Genomic DNA, 16,917 nt, shown 5'->3' on the forward strand with positions numbered 1-16,917 from the left:
CTTCTCTCCTTTTAAAATAACTGTTTAGAAAAAGGTATACAGACCATGTTCGAAGTAATCAAATTCTGATTTGTTTAGTCGAGCAAACCGATATCCTTGATAGAAGGAATCGAGCGCTTCTGGATCATCGATAATTGGACTGATCGCAAGAGCGATATCATACCGTCGATCGCCTGGTTTCATCGCTCCGACATCGATGAATGACATCGTACCGTCTGCTGCGACCAACAGATTATCCGTCGTACAGTCGCCATGAATCCAACTAGCAGCAATCGGATTCGGACAGGAAGACTTTAATCGTTTTAGTAAATCCATCGTTCCGGACGTCCAACCAGACGCGACATAACGTTCTGCTGTCATGAGACGTTCCGTCAACCAATCGCTTGAAGTTCCCACTGTCGTTCGTTGATGAAAATGGAAGAGATAGGTTCCGAACGTTTGCCACAGCTGAATCCGTTGTTCGCTTGTCGCCTGTTCTAATGCACTCGTCAGCGTGATCCCTTCTCGCCATCCCATCAAGAGATGACTCTGCTGTTCCGTCTTTAAAAAGCCGACGTACTCAGGAAGGAACCCTGGTTCGCGTTTCATCCAATCTTTGAGGACGATCGCTTCCTCTGCGAGCCACTCTTGATATCTCGCCTTCGTTGCAGTCTTCAGTAAGTATGTTCCTCTTTTCGTTTCAATCCGGTAGACCGTCGATGTTCCCCCTTGTTCACTGAGTTTTTCAAAAGACTCGACCGGTCCCATCAGTTGCTCGATGATTAGACGGGTCGCTTCCGTCATATCGTATACCCCGCAAACGGAACCGGCGTCGACAATCGGATCCAAGTCGACGGTTTGCCGAAGACCGATGCGTCATCGAGAAAACGTTCTAATGTTGTAACGGACGCCGTTTGCAACTTGACCATAAAGTTATAGCTACCGGTCAGCCGGTGACACTCGACGACTTCTGGATGTCCCTTACAAAAGTCAATCAAGCCTGCGCAACGTGTCTCTTCGAACATGACGATTGCGAGTAACCCTTGCGCGAGTGCCTCCGGATTAATGACAGCGCGAAATCCTTCGATGATCCCTGCGTCCTCCATTTTTCGGACTCGTTCGATGACGGCTGGTGCCGATAACCCGATTTGTCGACCGAGTTCCGACCATGGGATTCTTGCATCGTCTTGCAAGATCCGGACGATTTGTTGATCAATCTGATCCATTTTCCATCCTCCTTCTGATTCAAAACCACTTTCTTCAAATTAACATGGAATCAAAGGAAAATATAGACTTTTACTTTATTCTCCTTCTGTGTTCATCGAGGAGTATTTCTTATACTACTAACAGGAGGTGATACTCATGCAACCAACCTGTGTCCGGTGTCAAGAAACGATTGAAACGACGATCTATCAGTGTTCGCATGCTTGTACGTTTTGCGAACCGTGTACAAAAACGCTCGATCATATTTGCCAAAACTGTGGGGAGATACTCGAACCCGCAACGCCAGTCGCGACATAAAAAGACGGATGCCTCGGCACCCGTCTTTTTGTCTATTCAGATCGTCTCTTGCGACTGCCGTTCGGCTAAGCGACTCTTTGCTTGTTCTTGATGCGGTTTGATTGCCGACTCGCCAATTGCTTTCGCAAGACCTCTTGTCGGAAGATTGACATACATCGACTCATAATTGCTGACTTCGAACGTCTCATGGAAGATCCCGACCGCTTCTGATGTCCGTGCCTTCTGATTGAATCGTTTCCACGCCGTCAAATGAAGGGAACCATGAGCATATGCCATCAATTCTTCCGTTGAACGCCAGTATTGAATCAATGTCACGGAACGCCAACCGAAAAGTGACTCATGCGAAATCAGACCGACATCGTTTTCATAACACTCTTGCAGCATCGGTCCCATCGCTTGAACCGTCGGTAACCACTGACGCACGGAGCGCAAGCGATTGATCCGTAACCCGATGATGAACACGACGACGTCTTTGTTCGGAGTCGCAATGATCCGTTTCATGTCAATTTCCTCCTTCAAGGGTCTTAAGGGAAGCGTCACACCAGTCGAGTAACGCACGTGTCTTTCGAATGCCATAATCAAGCGTCAATAACCAATAAACGGCGTCGTTTGAGTCGGGATAAGAACGAATCATCGTCTCGATTGCCTGATACGTCTCGAGACGTTCTTCGAGCAAGCTCGCATGCTCCTGAATCTTCTGCATCGTGACGTCTTTTGAAACATGGCGGGCAAAATAAAGCTTCAACAATAAGTCGTTTCGTTGTACCGGTAGTTCGACGGATGGTTCAGCGACCCATCGTTCGAGCTCTGCATGTCCGTTTTCCGTCAGGGCGAATTGTTTTCGTTCCCCATCCGTGACCTCTTCCACGATTAATCCTTCCGCTTCTAACCGTTTCAGTGTCGGGTAAACTTGTCCGAAACTGATCTTCCAAAAGTGATTCAAGCTCGTGTCGATCGTATGCTTCATCTCATAACCGGACGTACAACCACTCGCAAGGAGTCCAAGAATTGCGTAACGGGTCATGTTTTCTTTTGGCATCGGTCCCTCCTATATCTAAAAGATACTATCTTTTAGATATAGTTCCCCTTCATGCAAAAGACAAACTGGAAATTTTCGGGTGCGAGCAGGATTTTGTGTTGGTGATTCGAATTCATTGTTTACAGACTTAACTAAAAGGAGTTCTCCCATGACATATGCTAAAACCTCTATCTTCTTCAGTCTGCTCGGCTTGTTCATCGCTTATATGATTTTCCCACCGCTCAATTGGTCGTTCGGACCGAACTCGATGATCACTATTCCAATCGGACTTGCCATTTACTTGTTCGGACTCGTACTTGGGATTGTCGCCTTCAGACGGCGGGAGCCGGGAATCCTTAAATATGTCAGTCTCGCCTGTGCCGTTCCACTTGGTGTATTGCTACTAGTCTTTCTCGGTTTCATTTTCAGCGGTCAGATTTAATCCTTAAAGTAGCTGTTCATGAAACGCTTTCTCGAGGGCGTCGAATGTCAGCTGGTGAATCGCTGGACTCGACATCGCATCGAGCCATTCGTTCGCCGCTCGCCCAGTATATCTTTCGAGAACTAACGACAGTATGAGACCATGCGTCGCGACAAGCACCTGCTGTTTCGGATGCCTGTCACGGAGCTTTTCGATGGCTGCTACAGCACGATCAAGCGCCATCCGATTCGACTCTCCACCACTTTCTGCGTAATCGACGTCTAGAAATGACTGACTCACTACTTCCTCGAGTCGCTCAGACGTTAATCGTTCATCGAGTCGTTGAAACAGTCGTTCTTGAAATGGAGCCGTAATGACCTGGATGTTCCTTTGATTCGCAAGCGGTCGGACTGAATCACTCGCCCGTCGCATCGGACTCGAGTATATGGCGTCAATCGACATCGCTTCAAAGAATCCTACTAGTTTCTGCGCTTGCAGTTGACCTGCCTCGGTTAAGCCTCGTTCCTGGTCACTCCCCGTTTTGACCGATTCGCAATGGCGGACGAAATAGATCGTTGTCATCGCAACTGGACCCAGTCTCCTTCAGATATCACGTCGACGTTCGAACCGATGACACGGATTGCCGTCGCGTCATCGATTGCGTACGCTGGATTCGTCAGCGTCTTTGCCCACTCTTTTGCTGCTTGCAAATGATTATCCGGTAACTGCGGATGATCGAGATGCGGGAAAATCGAAAAATCGACGAGACCGAGTGTTGCGTCTGATTGCTCCGGCGTCTGCTGCCATCCGACGAAATACGTTCCGATTCGTGGCGTAAGCACCATGCTGCCGGCACTCATCCCTACATAGACACCGGACAGTTCAGGCAACAGTTGATCAAATTTAGATTCGACGAACCAGTGATGCAAAAATAAGGGGTCCCCACCATTGACGAGGATGACATCCGCTTTTTCAACAGCAGGTCGCCATGTTTCTTCCGCTAGCGACGAAATGACTGACAGTTCCAAGAGTCCTACCGACTTCCACCCTAAACCGACCATCGGTGCCTCATCCTTGCCTTGGATGAAGTTGGTAGCCAGTTCTACGCCATTCGCTAACGCGTAGGACGCCGTTGTAATTGCAACGGCGTGGCAATCTTCAATCGGTTTTCCAAGCATCTCGAGTAACGCTTGATGAATCGATGCATTTTGTACTCCACCGGATGTTAATAAGTACTCCATTTTACCGCCTCCTGTTCTTTGATTCAGTTTACAATATTTGCTCGTTTCTGGTATTCTTACTTTTATTCCCATTAAAATAGGAGGACTCGTATGTCTTTTGAATTTATGACGTTACCTGAAACAACGTTACACTATCGTCTAATTCTAGGTGATCCCGCTCAACCGACGTTTATCTTCGAAACCGGATATGGTCAAGATCTTTCAACCTGGCATCCTATCTTAGATCAGATCGAGGCACTTGGTACGATCTTAATGTACGACCGTACGAACACCGGCGGCAGTTCTCCTTACAACTCTGAGACAAGTCAACAGAGCGTGAATCGTCTTCATCGATTGATTCGCACATTATCGCTTAAACCACCATTTATTCTCGTTGGTCACTCCTATGGTGGTACGTTAGTGCGACAATTTGCATCGCAGTACCCAAATGAAGTAAGTGGACTATTGCTAATCGATGCAACACCAGAATCTTATATCCAACGCTTCTTACCAGTGATGCCAAAATCGTTCCAATCCAAGTACCAAAACCAATTTACGCTCGAGTGTACATACGCAGATTTCAAAGAAAGTATTGAAGCGACGAATAGTGATGAGCACTACATATTTCCACTCATCGTTCTATCTGCCGGTAAAAAAGAGCATTACTCTCGTGATGCGCAACTATTGTGGCACGAGTTGCAACGACAGACTGCTAGACAGTCACTTCGAGGATCATTTATTAATGTTTCTAATAGTGGTCACTTCATTCATCACGACGCGCCAGATAAAGTCATTCATGCCTTACAAACGTTAATTTCAGAGTGCTCCTAACCTTCTCTAGCAATCGGAACTTTTTCCCAAATCAATTCGTACATAAAGAGAAGCTTTTATCGACATATTCAAAGGAGGCCCCTATGTATTCGATTCCTAGCTACTTCACACTCTACTTAAAAATCATGCTGACGGATAAGATTCCGGTCTTTTGGTCTCTGATTTTCCCATTGATTCTCGCCTTTGTCTTCGGGTCACGTCTCGACTTCACCGAGAGCAGTTTCTTATCGTTCCTCGCACTCTTTTGGGGCTATATCTTACTTTCGATTTACGTGAACGGAATCGGTCTTCAACTTGCCCGGATGCGGGAACATGGCTTGATGAAGACATATATCATGATTTCCGGTAGTAAGATTGGTTGTATTCTCGCACTCGTACTCGTTCAGCTCGTGTTTGCAGCCGTTAGTTTAACGGTCTTTACGACGATTCTGATGCTCGTGTTCGACTTCTTCTCACCTTTGACGTTGTTACTCGCTTATCTCGTCTTGTTGCTCAGCATCCCGCTTGCTTTTGCGAGCATTTCCTTGACGATGCTTCCGGCAAAAATTTCGAGCATGTCGACGTTGCTGAACATCGTCATGTATCCGCTGTTTTTATTTGCCAATGCTCAACCGGATCGTTGGTACAGTTACTTAAATCCGTTTTATGTCATGAAAACACTCGGTCTTGCTGTATCTGAGCACGTTACGGGAGCATCGTTGCTTATCTTGACCGTCGTACTTGTCGTTTATCTATTACTTGGTCTACTCTCTGTCAAACGCTTTAATCTCATGTCTTTGATGACCCGATAGGAGGATTCAGATGCACGTTCAACATCTACGCTTCAACTATCCGAAATCACCCGATCTTCTCCATGACGTTTCGTTCTCGCTCATTCCCGGTAAACTGAACGTCTTGATTGGCATGAACGGTGCCGGCAAAACGACGCTGTTCGATTGTATGACCGGTGCCTTACCGATCGAGTCCGGTGAGCTTGATTTGCCTGATATCGCAGACATTCTTTATTTGACACAATTCATCTATTACTCGGATGAATTAAAAGGAAAAGATGTCGCCGTCTTCGTCGGTCGGCTCGCCCGTCTGAAAGAGTATCGAAAGCCAGAAACATATACACGGCACATGAAACAGCATCGCGAACTTGACTTGTTCGCACACCTCTGGCAGATGAAAATCGGAAAGATGTCCGCCGGGGAAAAGAAATGGCTGTTCGTGACACTGTTGACGACGGTGCCACGTTCGCTCTACATCTTTGACGAGCCGACAAGCGGGGTCGACCCGGCAACACGACTCCATATCATGCGACGCTTCGATCAGATGACGGCAAATGGACAAACCTGTCTCTTTTCGACGCATCAATTGCATGATTTGTTGCATACCGATGCCCATGTCATCTTCCTTCATCAAGGTCGTATTTTGTACGAAGGCGACTTCAAGGATTGGTTGAACCGCTTCGAGACGACAGATCCGGACGTTGCCTTTGTCCAGATGTTAGAAATAGCCGGATAACGCAAACCACCTCTTTTCTGGAGGTGGTTTTTTGTAATATCTGAAATATAGGTTTTATTCAAACATGTGTAGGTTATACATAATATATGAAAGGAGGTTCATCTTATGCAGTTCATCTCGGGTCACGCATTTGTTCGCATGATTGACTCACTCTTTAGCACAGAGGTCTGGAATCGGCATATCCTGTACATCACTGCAAATTCAGCAGTCGTACAATTGAAAAAGCGGTATGCCACCGACATTTCGATTTCGTCCACTTCTACAGAACTGCACATCTCGTTTCTCGTTCATTTGCCTACACTTGAAAAACGAGTAGTCATCAAAAGGAACGAACAGGAGACGCATCAATTTTTCTTCGATCCTTTTGCTTCAATCGAACATGTAACGTCTAACTTAAAACCGTGGTCTTTAGAAAGCTGCAACAAGGAGGAAGACGCATATGCCAACTAGCACTTTAGAACAACGCATGAATGCCGTCCTCGATTGTTTGGCAGCCGCTAAGGATTACCAACACATCGCCGGACGGCATGATGTATCGTATCAACAATTGTACAATTGGGTTCGTCGTTATGAATCTGGTGGTATTTCCGCCTTGATGGACCGTCGTGGTCGAAAATTACGCAGCGAAAGACTTACTTCGACTCCGCATATGCCTTGAAACGATCAAGGATCGCCTGCCAACCCGCTTGTTGCATCTCAGGCGGGTTCATCGTTTCCGCATCAAATGTCTCGACGACCTCTGTTTGTTCTCCATTTCTTGAGAAGTCGATCGTCACCTGACGTCCATCTTCAAGAACATAGGCAATACGTTCATGTGGCACGATCGTCTCGTACGTACCGGTGAAATCAAATCCCATGCTGCCATCTTTTGCTTCCATGCGATTCGTGAATTGACCGCCGACCGTCAAATCATTCTCTGACGCTGTCGTATGCCAATCATCTGATGCTGCATTCCAGCGTTTGATGTCTTCTGGTTCATTCCACATTTCCCACACCGTCTCGACTGGACGGTCAATTACGGCTTGAATCGTCAGTTTCGTCATCATCATTCCTCCTTTTAATTGAACTACCCTCCCTTTTTCGAGGATACCTATCCAAATTCCTTGTTTCGATTCATTAATTCGGTGGGGACTTCGGACTTTTTGTTTTCCATACTATAAATAAAAGAATCGCTAAATAAAAGAATCGCTGGAATAAGACAAATGATCACGTCTTGAATGGTCGGTAGATGTAACGCTCGACTCGATAAAAAACGAACTCCTTCGATCGTCCAAACCGTCAATAAGAAGGCAGTCAACGGTATGAGCCGCCAGCGTCTCGGAATGCGGATCCAGTAAGCGAGTAGTCGTTCCGATTTCTTCATCTTCATTCTACCTTTCGAACAGCTTTCAGGAAGCTCTGTTCCGTTTTATATGAGGCGTCGCGCCACATGAAACGTTTTGTATCCTTGAACGTATTTTGTTCAAACTGGTTCCCAGAACTCGTCTTGAAGTAATGGGCGACACTTAACGAACCGTTGAAGGTGTTCCCGATGATTTTGTTGTCACGCACATCGTGTTGGACAAGCAATTGACCTCCTTCGAGTCCTTTCGTATCATTGCCGATTAACTTGTTTTTCTCGATCCGAACGCGTTTTGTACCGCCACGTTTCGCATCATAGCCGCCAATCGCGATACCGGTGTAAACATTGCGTCGCAAATCGTTTTGACGAACGATGACATCTTCTGCGTATCGTCCTGCATGTTCACTTGTTACTTCAATTCCGATATCACTCGCTTCGATAAGATTCTTCTCGATCGTTAAGTCTTTTCCACCATCGACATAGATACCTGCTGCGTTGTATTCCTTCCCATAAGCAGGATTTCCGTAGCTCGACGTCCGGTAGACCTGGTTTTCCGATACGATTCCCTCTCGGACATAATCGTCTTTTTTTGAACGAGCGATCCCTTCATATCCAATCAAATCAATGCCGATATTATCGTTATCCCGTAAGACGTTCTTCGTCACTCGGAAATCTTTGACGTTCCCGTTTAAGACAAGGGCTTCGCTCGCTCCAAGGCGGTTCTGTTCGACTAGATTGCCGGTGACAGTTAAGTGACGAATCGCTCCCGTTCCATACACAGCAATCCCATGCGCATTTCCGTCTGTTGCTAACGTCTTGATGCGACGAACTGTATTGTTCTTCAACGTGATATGCGACCCTGATCCTGTGACTAAAATACCAATTGGTGTTGCGTCCGCTCGTTTGGATTGAACGGCTTCAATCGTTAGACCTTGAACGGTCACGTATTGCCGATCCTTGATTTTTATGATCGGTAAGACATCATCTCGATCTTTGATTTTTTCTCCACTTAAGACGACTCGTTCGTCTTGATAGTTTCGGAAAGTGATCGGTTGCTGTTTTGTTCCACTAGATCTAACGCTCATCGCTTCTCGATACGTTCCTTTTCGCAAGTAGACGGTCGTTCCGGCAGTCGCTTTTTTTGTCGCCTGTCGAACCGTTTTAAACGGATGCTTCAGCGTTCCCGCATTGTCGTCACTCCCGCTTGGTGCGACATATAACGATTTCGCCGTAGATTCAGCCTCATCCCCCGTCGATGTACAACCGACGAGTAAGACGGTCGCTACTAACCATTTCCCTTTCATGATTTCCTCCTTTATTTAGAGAGAACAATATTGGTACAATCTAGGTATCATTTCTAATTTTTTGAATATTTTATTTTTTATCCCGATTCACTATGACTATGGAAAAGAGGAATACGTCATGAAATATGCGCTTTTATTCACCCTTCCCTTGTTGCTTGCTGGTTGTGCTACAGAAGCAACCGTCCTTCCAAAAGAAACCGTCATGATCAAGAAGCCTTCCTTTTCAATCACACCCTCTACCGTAAAGGAAGAGTCGCTCCAACAACAGACCTTTTACTTTTCTGGCACACTCGATCGTCCACTTCAGCTCAAAGCGGTCCAATTTGACGATACAGAACCACCTGAGGTGCTGATCGACAAATCGATTCCTGCCGGTACATACGATCGCACGCCGTTCCAGTTGACGTATGATTTGAACCTGCTCAACGATTCTCATACCTTCACCTATTCGCTGGATGCGAACAATGGCATTCTTGAGACGAAAACGGCGTACACCTTACCTCAAAATGTCCAGACTGACAGCGGTCAATTCAATGATCAGCAACAGACGAATGTTTCATTCTATCCCTTACTCCTGAAACGCTATACGACCGGAGAAACGATCATCGGTCGTTCGATTGATGCTTTACGATCACCACGTCTTAAAGTAGGAAAAGACGAAGGAGCAATTTTGATTTATTTGACGAAAACAAAATAAGGAAAGCGGCGTATTAAAGCAAGATACGCCGCTTTTTAGTCCACCAAGACGTGCGACATGTCGGCTTCTAATTGAATCAGTGCTTCTCCGTCCTTATATTCAACGATCGTCAAACTCGTTCCATGAATGAATGGTGGATCCCATAACGTCGCGAACGGTTTTTGATGAAGATGCGTCAGCAAAATATTCAAGAAGATGCCATGCGTCACGATCATGATGTTCTCGTCTTCCTCATGATCAGCCAGTCGTTCCAAAAATGATAGGATCCGCTCGCGGACCTCGTCAAACGATTCTCCGGATTCCGGTATGTATTCGTGTGGTGTTTGCCAAAATGTCGCATGGGCAAGCGGATGCGCCACTTCAATTTCCGCCGCCGTTCGTCCTTCCCAGGTCCCCATGTGCATTTCTCGCAAACGTTCATCGACGGTGACTGGAATCGACGGATCAAGATTCATCATCCGAACCGTTTCTTGGACGCGACCAATCGGACTGATATAGAGATGGTCCAGTGGAATGTCACGTAAGCGATGACCGAGGTCTCGCGCATTTTGTCTACCTTTTTCTGTTAAGGAAGAGTCTTCCCAGCCTTGCATCCGTTTTTCTAAGTTCCATTCCGTCTCGCCATGACGCGTAATATAGAGTGTTGGCATCTGGATCATCCTCTCGATTTTTGTTTCTTTAAAAAGTGTATCAAACTCGTGCTGCTTTTTCCTGAAACTAGCGGAAAACGAACCGAAACGTGAAATCGAGTGATCCGTTCGGTATGATCAAGGTAGACATGAAGGAGGAATTCGATGAATCGTCATGAGATGCTTGAGCTTGCCAAACAGATCCGCTCGGATGAGGATCGTCCTAAAGTCACGCCGCCTCATCCAGCACACGCTACAACGACTACGCTACAGGTGCCGACGTCCATCGGCGACGTGCGAGTTTTACTCCACTCGCCGATTGATGCAACTGAAACGTTACCTGGATTCATCAGTTTCCACGGTGGCGGTTTCATCACCGGAACGCCAGAGATGGACGAACCATGGAATCTGTTTCTCGCTGAGACCGCTAACTGTCATGTGCTCAATATCGAGTATCCGCTAGCCCCGGAGCATCCGTTTCCCGTTCCGGTCCACGTCACTTATGAAGTCGTCCAGTGGATTTTTAAGCAGTCCGAGACGCTTCATCTCGACCCTTCACGCATCGCGATCGGCGGTCATAGTGCCGGTGGCAATCTCGCGACTGCGATCTCTTTATGGAATGCCGAACAGGCAAGCCCCCTACCGCTCATCGCTCAAATCCTGGATTATCCTCCGCTTGATCTCGCGACGGATCCAGCGGATAAACCGTTCTTCGAGGAAGCGATACCGGCTGAGCAAGCGCGGCAGTTCAATGCGATGTACATTTCTCGTGCGGAGGACGCATACCACCACCTCGCTTCGCCTCTTTATGCAGCTCAACTCGAAGCGTTACCACAGACGCTTGTCCTGACAGCTGAGCATGACTCCCTCGCACAGGAAGCACGACAGTACGCGAAACGGCTTCATGCAGCAGGCGTCGCTGTCGAACACGAAGAGTTCGCGAGTCAAGCTCATGCCTTTACACATCACGGTGATGCAGACGTCGCGCTGAAGGCTTGGCAACGTATGGCGCATTACCTTAAATTGGTCTATCGTTCGTGATCAAAAAGAGACGTCTGAGCAGAGACGTCTCTTTTGTATGTTTGACCTACTTAACTGCTTACTCCGTGAGAAGCGATTCAATCGGACTATCCGGTGATTGCTGAATCAATCGCATGATCGTCTCTTCCGGTCGATCACTGACGATCCACATCACGTCTGCTCCTCTTTGATAGGCAAGACTCAACTGTTTTCCTTGTTTTTGAACATGGATTTGTAGCCCGTTGATGGTGCGCGTCCGTTTTCCGAATTGCGCTGGAACGTCCTCATTTTTTAATCGTGTCTCAATCACCGTATAATGACGATTCGTTACGAGGGTCGTCTTCATTCGTTTCTTGTTTCCTTCCCATGCTAGACTCCCTTCGATCATCTCACCTTTCGTTGATTGATCCCGAATGAAATCCATCGAACTGCTTAACATCCAGTTCGACTTTTTTTCGTAAATCATGAGCGTATCGTATCGTCCTATGAACACGCTTGCTAGCAGTAGATTAAAGTCACCAAGTCGAGCGTCCACTCGGAAGTCATCTTTTTTAAAGGTATAGGTGGATTTGTCACTCAAGTCATACTTAAACTGATGCTCGGCGGTCTGAGCCGCAGTCGGATAGGCGCCACTGTCATAGATGCTCGTTCCATCAACTTGAATCTTTTCCTTCACCTCGACATTATTTTCCGGCGTGCATCCGCTGATACAGAGGAGTCCCACCATTAAAAGAGGGATCGCTTTTTTATAATTGACTCGCTTCATAGCGTAAGCTCCTTCTTATTCATGTCTGTATATGTAACCTCGGATCGTCTCTCCATCCTTTTTCATTCACCCGTCGCTGAAAAATCGAATGACGATCCGTACCAACCTGAAAAGATGGTGTCGGTCGAATGACTCGATCCGTAAAGTCACTTGCTCCGTATGGAAGGTATAATTGGAACTTATCTCGTTTCGTCACACCGATTGCCGTGACCGTCTCAGGGAACTGTGCGATCGCATCTTGCGCTGATGCGTACGGTGGCAACTCGTTCACGAGATGCATCCGTGCTTGATTTTTGACCGACCATGGTAAATCTACCCATTTACATAACTGCCGCTCATGTCTTTTTTCCGTCGCTTCAGAAATATCCGAGGGGTCAAAATAGACGATATCGATGTCCGACTGTGCGTTTTGATCAATGCCCCAAATCTTCGAACGAAGGACACCGGCACAAATCCACCAATCCGGTAAATCGAGTCGTTCCACGATGGTCAGCATGAGCTGCACTTCTGCGTCCTCTCGTAATCGCTGTTCGATGTCAGCTTGATTCATTTTTTTCCTCCCTCCGACACAGCATGATGCTGAATGTGTATTTTCTTTAGTTTACCTCATTTCATCAATCCGGGAATCATTTCCTGACTTTTATCCCATTTTTTGTCTTATCGCTTGTTTCCATTCCTTGTAAATAGTATATTTTTTATAACTATTCTGACAATTCAACGAAAAGGAGTGTTTACATGCCACGTTCTCGTAAAACGATTCCTATCCTTGTGACGTCTCTTGCCCTGATTGGTAGTGCTGGTTGGTACTGGTCTTCACATCAGGATCAACCCGTCAACGTCTCATCGCAAACGAAATTAGCTGGTGTCAACGAAACAACCGAAGATCGTATCCAATCGATTCAAGAATTGATGAAGCAAGGAACTGTTAAAACGTATCCCGGTGATCCGGAATTAAAAAAGAAGTCATTTCGTGCTGAAGCGCTTTTAGCTTCTCCCCCAAAAGAATTGCAGCTAAAAGAAAAGACGGGTTACCGCTACGTAACAGTACCACTCGTCCTACATGATACAACTGAGACCGTGGGAGGATACAGCATCTACAAACCGAACTTGTTTGTTCTAAATGACGGTAAGGGCAACGAATATAAGATAGTCGACTATGTCAGCCATAATCCGAAGGCATGGCGAAACAGTCATCAGTATTATGCTCCGCAACGTGCTCAAATCGACCTCGTTTATCAAGTACCGGACAAATCGAAAACGTTCGTCTTACTCGCAGATTCCGACGCATTCCCGAAAACGCATGCAATTAAGATCGAGTTATGAACTGCCGCGCTTGCATGAATGTGTAAGCGCTTTTTACATAGGATGTTAAGAAAGGACGTGAAGAGCGTGCTACGATTCATTTGGAATTCTTGGTGGCGTAATAAAGAACGATTCATCCTCTTACTCGTCGGCGTACTTGTCGTCAGTACTGGACTGAGTTACTTGATTGGCACGACGCAAGCGAACAACGGTACGGTCGTCGACGAGTTGCAAAAACGCTGGAAATCCTCCTACGATATCGTTGTTCGTCCGCCGAACAGCCGGAGCGTGACGGAAGATCTCAAACTACTCGAACCGAACTATATGAGTGGTCTTGACGGTGGTATCACGATGAAACAATACAAAACGATTCAAGCCATTACGGATGTCGACGTCGCTGCTCCCATCGCGATGATTGGAAATCATGCGACATCAGCAAGCCTCGGGACGCATCGTTTTGATGATTACGGCGTCTATAAGTTGACGATCACGGACAAACAGAACACCGGACTGAACGTCGAAAAATATTCCTCCGTCAACTATATCGCTGCCGGTTGGACGCCAGATGAGAACGCCACCATATCCGGTGTCTCACCTGCTGCGCTCGGCGAAGAACCTTTGTTAGAGTTCGGGAGCGATACGATGATTGCCGGAATTGATCCTGAAGCAGAAGCTCGCTTGATCGGACTCGATGATGCGACGGTCAACGGCAAACATAGTCGTTTTTTTGACGAGCAGGACGCAGCAAACATCGTTGATCCGGAACTCGGAACGATCGAGCTTCCGATTTTGATGAATGAACGCGAGTATGTCGACGCATCGCGAACGTATACGTATGAAAAGTTGGATCTTCCCCTCATAAACGATTCGATTCAGGAGACGATTCAAGATGTGACGAAACGGGGCGGAGAAAAATATTTAAAAACGTTAGAGACAACGGATCGTCCTGGAAAAACCTACTCCTTCACGACTCAAGACGTTCAGAAAAAATTGATTCAGCAAATCATGACCGATTCTTTTCCGTCATTACCTTCTGGCAGCTCCGAGTGGCTGATCCTCAAACCGTCACCGATCAGTTACCAGACGATTTCGAGCCCATTTGCTTCGCGTTGGCCCTTCAGTTATCAGGTCGAACCGAAAAAAGTCAATCCCGATTCCCTACTTGCGAAACGGACGATGTATCGTGAGGCACGGATGTTCGGAAAAACGAGTGACGATTGGCCAAGGATCCGCTTGAACTATATCGGTGTCTTCAATCCGAAGAAACTGAACTTGTCGAAGGATCCGTTAACAGAATTACCGATGGAAACATACTTCCCAGCAAAAGCACAATGGGTCATGGACAAAAACGATCGACCGGTTAATCCGGTCAAGGACGTCAAGCCGACGAACGACGCCTATGATTTCTTGACGAAACCACCTTCGATGTTGACGACGCTGGATGCCGCCTTTAAGATTCGCGGCGAAAAAGCAATTTCCGTCATTCGTGTCAACGTCAAAGGCGTCGACCAGATGAATGATGCGAGTGAACGGAAACTTCAAGCAGTCGCTCGCGAAATCGAGGATAAGACCGGTTTGATTACGGACGTCACGCTCGGTTCGTCACCGCAACTTGCATTGACTTACTTACCGGGTCTTGAAAAACAATCGGCACTCGGCTGGGTGCAACAACCGTGGATTAAACTTGGTTCTTCGATGACGATATTCCAGGAAGCGAAAGTCGGCATGTCGGGGGTCATCGCTAGCGTCATCGCGGTCGCACTCGTCTATGTCTTTAGTTCGAACATCATCCTGCTGTATGCGCGTAAAAAAGAGTTCGCGATTCTGTTATCACTCGGCTGGCGCCCACGTCAGCTCTCTAAACTGCTATTCCTTGAAGCGACGTTGCTCGGCTCTCTCGTCGCGTTAATCGCCTGGACGATTCTCGGCACGTTCTGGTTGACGACGGACCATCCAATTGCATTAGGTCGGATTCTTCTGATCGGACTTGCCGGCTTGCTCATCTACTGGGGTGGTACGCTTGTGCCGATGACGTTGATCCGAAGAATCAAACCCTATGAGAGTATGCGTTCTGGGGAAGTTTCTCGTTCGCGGCGCTTCGTTCGCTCGCAATCGATTGTTGGTATGAGCATGAACCAACTATTAACCTATTGGCAACGAACGCTTCTTTCAATCATTGCGATTGCCTTACCGACGAGTCTGTTCATTTTCTTCCTGTTCGTGACATTCCGTCTGAAAGGCGTCTTATATGCGACGTGGCTCGGTGAATATGTCGCCTTAGAGGTCGGCACGATGCATTATGTCGCGATGGGTGTCGCCCTTTTGATCGCTATTTTGACGACGACGGAAATTCTTTGGCAAAATGTCAATGAACGTCGAAGTCAGCTTGCTGTTTTAAAAGCAACAGGTTGGCAAGATACGCTCATCCGCCGACTGGTCTTACTGGAAGGTTTATTAACGGGACTACTCGCCGGAATTGTTGGTCTTTTCTTTGCACTGGCAATGATTTGGCAGGTCTATCGTCAATTCCCGACGACGGAACTTGGTTTCTTAACTGCCACGATTCTGATCCCGCTCTTGACCGGAATCATCGGAGCCGTCTTACCGGCTCAGCGGGCTGTCCGAATCGTTCCGAACGCAGCGATCAGTAGTGTCAGCGCCAACTCCAAAGAGACAGAGCGTCGCTTCAAGCTTGCCCTTTCCTCAATTGGAGCGGTATTATTCGTCGGTGTCTTATCTCTGTTCCTGTTTGCGACAAATGAATCGCCAGTTGAACAGACACCGACCGCTCAAACACCGAAGGTCATCACGACAGGAAGTAAGATAACAGATGGTGTGACCGGATCGAAGAGAACGCTCAAGAAAACAGAAAAACAAGCTTCCGGTGTAATCGAAGAAACGATGGCGAAAGGTGTCATCAAGACGTTCCCGGGAGATCCCGTCGTCAAAGATACAACTTTTTGGGTTGGCAAGTTATTGAAGCAACCGCCTGCCTCCTTGAAATTGAAAGAAAAAGCCGGCTATCAATACATCACGGTGCCGACGTTCTATCAAGACACACTTTATCAAGAAGTCGGTGAAGAAAGCTTTTACCATCCGAATCGTTTCCGTCTGACGGGAGTCAGCGGAGTCTATGAACCGATTGATTATGAAAATAAGAACGAAAAGACCTGGAAACAAGGGCTGAAATACGTCGCCCCGGGCAAGGCACACGTCAATCTCGTCTACCAAGTTCCGGCAGACGAGACGGAATTCGTCCTGTTCGTCTCAGGGGATAACTTCGCCAAAACGATTGCCGTTAAAATTGATTTAAGGAAATGACTGAAAACAGCTCGTTCTCAACGTATGCCATCATACGTTG

General features: G+C 47.0%; 22 protein-coding genes. 11 read left to right on the forward strand and 11 right to left on the reverse strand.

Annotated features, from left to right (window positions below; all coding sequences use genetic code 11):
- Positions 1-24 precede the first annotated feature (24 nt).
- Complete coding sequence (locus K6T22_RS08840; protein ID WP_238236323.1) at positions 25-783, reverse strand: aminoglycoside phosphotransferase family protein; 759 nt, start codon at positions 781-783, stop codon at positions 25-27.
- Positions 780-1,205 (reverse strand): Lrp/AsnC family transcriptional regulator, encoded by a 426-nt coding sequence (locus K6T22_RS08845; RefSeq protein ID WP_238236326.1) that lies wholly within the window; start codon positions 1,203-1,205, stop codon positions 780-782. Before K6T22_RS08845 ends, K6T22_RS08840 begins: the two co-directional genes overlap by 4 nt.
- 136 nt (positions 1,206-1,341) lie before the next feature.
- Here K6T22_RS08845 and K6T22_RS08850 point away from each other — a divergent pair, with 136 nt between their 5' ends.
- Positions 1,342-1,500 (forward strand): DUF1272 domain-containing protein, encoded by a 159-nt coding sequence (locus K6T22_RS08850; protein WP_238236332.1) that lies wholly within the window; start codon positions 1,342-1,344, stop codon positions 1,498-1,500.
- A 36-nt stretch (positions 1,501-1,536) separates the two neighbouring features.
- Here the strand turns inward: K6T22_RS08850 and K6T22_RS08855 are convergent, their stop codons facing one another.
- Entirely contained in the window at positions 1,537-2,001 is a 465-nt protein-coding gene (locus tag K6T22_RS08855; RefSeq protein WP_238236334.1) for a DUF4188 domain-containing protein, read from the reverse strand.
- A gap of 1 nt (position 2,002) precedes the next feature.
- Positions 2,003-2,539, reverse strand: coding sequence for a PadR family transcriptional regulator (locus K6T22_RS08860; protein ID WP_238236337.1), 537 nt, complete (start codon positions 2,537-2,539; stop codon positions 2,003-2,005).
- Between the two features lie 148 nt (positions 2,540-2,687).
- On the opposite strand from K6T22_RS08860, the gene K6T22_RS08865 reads away from it, so the two are divergent.
- Complete coding sequence (locus K6T22_RS08865; RefSeq protein ID WP_238236342.1) at positions 2,688-2,960, forward strand: hypothetical protein; 273 nt, start codon at positions 2,688-2,690, stop codon at positions 2,958-2,960.
- A 3-nt stretch (positions 2,961-2,963) separates the two neighbouring features.
- Here K6T22_RS08865 and K6T22_RS08870 read toward each other — a convergent pair whose 3' ends face one another.
- Both K6T22_RS08870 and K6T22_RS08875 read right to left on the reverse strand, forming a co-directional pair.
- Positions 2,964-3,521, reverse strand: coding sequence for a histidine phosphatase family protein (locus K6T22_RS08870; RefSeq protein ID WP_238236344.1), 558 nt, complete (start codon positions 3,519-3,521; stop codon positions 2,964-2,966).
- Positions 3,518-4,180: a Type 1 glutamine amidotransferase-like domain-containing protein gene (locus K6T22_RS08875; RefSeq protein WP_238236346.1), complete on the reverse strand. Its 663-nt coding sequence runs from the start codon at positions 4,178-4,180 to the stop codon at positions 3,518-3,520. Before K6T22_RS08875 ends, K6T22_RS08870 begins: the two co-directional genes overlap by 4 nt.
- A gap of 90 nt (positions 4,181-4,270) precedes the next feature.
- On the opposite strand from K6T22_RS08875, the gene K6T22_RS08880 reads away from it, so the two are divergent.
- From K6T22_RS08880 to K6T22_RS08900, 5 genes are all read left to right on the forward strand, one after another.
- On the forward strand, positions 4,271-4,990 hold the full coding sequence (locus K6T22_RS08880; RefSeq protein ID WP_238236352.1) for an alpha/beta fold hydrolase: 720 nt from the start codon (positions 4,271-4,273) through the stop codon (positions 4,988-4,990).
- An 83-nt stretch (positions 4,991-5,073) separates the two neighbouring features.
- Positions 5,074-5,781 (forward strand): hypothetical protein, encoded by a 708-nt coding sequence (locus K6T22_RS08885; RefSeq protein ID WP_238236353.1) that lies wholly within the window; start codon positions 5,074-5,076, stop codon positions 5,779-5,781.
- A gap of 10 nt (positions 5,782-5,791) precedes the next feature.
- A complete protein-coding gene (locus tag K6T22_RS08890) occupies positions 5,792-6,496 on the forward strand; it encodes an AAA family ATPase (RefSeq protein WP_238236355.1) in 705 nt (234 codons plus the stop codon).
- 105 nt (positions 6,497-6,601) lie between these two features.
- Entirely contained in the window at positions 6,602-6,946 is a 345-nt protein-coding gene (locus tag K6T22_RS08895) for a hypothetical protein (protein ID WP_238236356.1), read from the forward strand.
- A complete protein-coding gene (locus tag K6T22_RS08900) occupies positions 6,936-7,154 on the forward strand; it encodes a helix-turn-helix domain-containing protein (protein ID WP_238236363.1) in 219 nt (72 codons plus the stop codon). Before K6T22_RS08895 ends, K6T22_RS08900 begins: the two co-directional genes overlap by 11 nt.
- Here K6T22_RS08900 and K6T22_RS08905 read toward each other — a convergent pair.
- A complete protein-coding gene (locus tag K6T22_RS08905; RefSeq protein WP_337927077.1) occupies positions 7,129-7,539 on the reverse strand; it encodes an SRPBCC family protein in 411 nt (136 codons plus the stop codon). The genes K6T22_RS08900 and K6T22_RS08905 overlap by 26 nt on opposite strands.
- Before the next feature lie 322 nt (positions 7,540-7,861).
- The gene (locus K6T22_RS08910; RefSeq protein ID WP_238236372.1) at positions 7,862-9,142 is read right to left on the reverse strand and encodes a right-handed parallel beta-helix repeat-containing protein; all 1,281 of its coding nucleotides are present in this window, start codon (positions 9,140-9,142) and stop codon (positions 7,862-7,864) included.
- A gap of 118 nt (positions 9,143-9,260) precedes the next feature.
- Here K6T22_RS08910 and K6T22_RS08915 point away from each other — a divergent pair, with 118 nt between their 5' ends.
- A complete protein-coding gene (locus tag K6T22_RS08915; protein ID WP_238236378.1) occupies positions 9,261-9,839 on the forward strand; it encodes a hypothetical protein in 579 nt (192 codons plus the stop codon).
- A gap of 35 nt (positions 9,840-9,874) precedes the next feature.
- Here the strand turns inward: K6T22_RS08915 and K6T22_RS08920 are convergent, their stop codons facing one another.
- Positions 9,875-10,489, reverse strand: coding sequence for a histidine phosphatase family protein (locus tag K6T22_RS08920; protein ID WP_238236382.1), 615 nt, complete (start codon positions 10,487-10,489; stop codon positions 9,875-9,877).
- Positions 10,490-10,633: 144 nt separating this feature from the next.
- On the opposite strand from K6T22_RS08920, the gene K6T22_RS08925 reads away from it, so the two are divergent.
- Positions 10,634-11,509, forward strand: a complete 876-nt coding sequence (locus K6T22_RS08925; protein WP_238236389.1) for an alpha/beta hydrolase — start codon at positions 10,634-10,636, stop codon at positions 11,507-11,509.
- Positions 11,510-11,567: 58 nt separating this feature from the next.
- Here the strand turns inward: K6T22_RS08925 and K6T22_RS08930 are convergent, their stop codons facing one another.
- Positions 11,568-12,254 (reverse strand): hypothetical protein, encoded by a 687-nt coding sequence (locus tag K6T22_RS08930; RefSeq protein ID WP_238236390.1) that lies wholly within the window; start codon positions 12,252-12,254, stop codon positions 11,568-11,570.
- 19 nt (positions 12,255-12,273) lie between these two features.
- The gene (locus tag K6T22_RS08935; protein ID WP_238236397.1) at positions 12,274-12,804 is read right to left on the reverse strand and encodes a nucleotidyltransferase family protein; all 531 of its coding nucleotides are present in this window, start codon (positions 12,802-12,804) and stop codon (positions 12,274-12,276) included.
- Between the two features lie 185 nt (positions 12,805-12,989).
- Here K6T22_RS08935 and K6T22_RS08940 point away from each other — a divergent pair, with 185 nt between their 5' ends.
- Positions 12,990-13,577, forward strand: coding sequence for a hypothetical protein (locus K6T22_RS08940; protein WP_238236399.1), 588 nt, complete (start codon positions 12,990-12,992; stop codon positions 13,575-13,577).
- Positions 13,578-13,643: 66 nt separating this feature from the next.
- Entirely contained in the window at positions 13,644-16,877 is a 3,234-nt protein-coding gene (locus K6T22_RS08945) for an FtsX-like permease family protein (RefSeq protein WP_238236402.1), read from the forward strand.
- Positions 16,878-16,917 lie beyond the last annotated feature (40 nt).

Source organism: Exiguobacterium acetylicum (assembly GCF_022170825.1).
Taxonomy (GTDB): domain Bacteria; phylum Bacillota; class Bacilli; order Exiguobacteriales; family Exiguobacteriaceae; genus Exiguobacterium_A; species Exiguobacterium_A acetylicum_B.

Coding starts and splice junctions, on each gene's coding strand:
- K6T22_RS08875 (WP_238236346.1), bottom strand. CDS start 4,180: ATGGAGTACTTATTAACATCCGGTGGAGTACAAAATGCATCGATTCAT.
- K6T22_RS08930 (WP_238236390.1), bottom strand. CDS start 12,254: ATGAAGCGAGTCAATTATAAAAAAGCGATCCCTCTTTTAATGGTGGGA.
- K6T22_RS08870 (WP_238236344.1), bottom strand. CDS start 3,521: ATGACAACGATCTATTTCGTCCGCCATTGCGAATCGGTCAAAACGGGG.
- K6T22_RS08880 (WP_238236352.1), top strand. CDS start 4,271: ATGTCTTTTGAATTTATGACGTTACCTGAAACAACGTTACACTATCGT.
- K6T22_RS08935 (WP_238236397.1), bottom strand. CDS start 12,804: ATGAATCAAGCTGACATCGAACAGCGATTACGAGAGGACGCAGAAGTG.
- K6T22_RS08895 (WP_238236356.1), top strand. CDS start 6,602: ATGCAGTTCATCTCGGGTCACGCATTTGTTCGCATGATTGACTCACTC.
- K6T22_RS08920 (WP_238236382.1), bottom strand. CDS start 10,489: ATGCCAACACTCTATATTACGCGTCATGGCGAGACGGAATGGAACTTA.
- K6T22_RS08845 (WP_238236326.1), bottom strand. CDS start 1,205: ATGGATCAGATTGATCAACAAATCGTCCGGATCTTGCAAGACGATGCA.
- K6T22_RS08905 (WP_337927077.1), bottom strand. CDS start 7,539: ATGACGAAACTGACGATTCAAGCCGTAATTGACCGTCCAGTCGAGACG.
- K6T22_RS08940 (WP_238236399.1), top strand. CDS start 12,990: ATGCCACGTTCTCGTAAAACGATTCCTATCCTTGTGACGTCTCTTGCC.
- K6T22_RS08840 (WP_238236323.1), bottom strand. CDS start 783: ATGACGGAAGCGACCCGTCTAATCATCGAGCAACTGATGGGACCGGTC.
- K6T22_RS08850 (WP_238236332.1), top strand. CDS start 1,342: ATGCAACCAACCTGTGTCCGGTGTCAAGAAACGATTGAAACGACGATC.
- K6T22_RS08885 (WP_238236353.1), top strand. CDS start 5,074: ATGTATTCGATTCCTAGCTACTTCACACTCTACTTAAAAATCATGCTG.
- K6T22_RS08860 (WP_238236337.1), bottom strand. CDS start 2,539: ATGCCAAAAGAAAACATGACCCGTTACGCAATTCTTGGACTCCTTGCG.
- K6T22_RS08855 (WP_238236334.1), bottom strand. CDS start 2,001: ATGAAACGGATCATTGCGACTCCGAACAAAGACGTCGTCGTGTTCATC.
- K6T22_RS08925 (WP_238236389.1), top strand. CDS start 10,634: ATGAATCGTCATGAGATGCTTGAGCTTGCCAAACAGATCCGCTCGGAT.
- K6T22_RS08890 (WP_238236355.1), top strand. CDS start 5,792: ATGCACGTTCAACATCTACGCTTCAACTATCCGAAATCACCCGATCTT.
- K6T22_RS08915 (WP_238236378.1), top strand. CDS start 9,261: ATGAAATATGCGCTTTTATTCACCCTTCCCTTGTTGCTTGCTGGTTGT.
- K6T22_RS08910 (WP_238236372.1), bottom strand. CDS start 9,142: ATGAAAGGGAAATGGTTAGTAGCGACCGTCTTACTCGTCGGTTGTACA.
- K6T22_RS08865 (WP_238236342.1), top strand. CDS start 2,688: ATGACATATGCTAAAACCTCTATCTTCTTCAGTCTGCTCGGCTTGTTC.
- K6T22_RS08900 (WP_238236363.1), top strand. CDS start 6,936: ATGCCAACTAGCACTTTAGAACAACGCATGAATGCCGTCCTCGATTGT.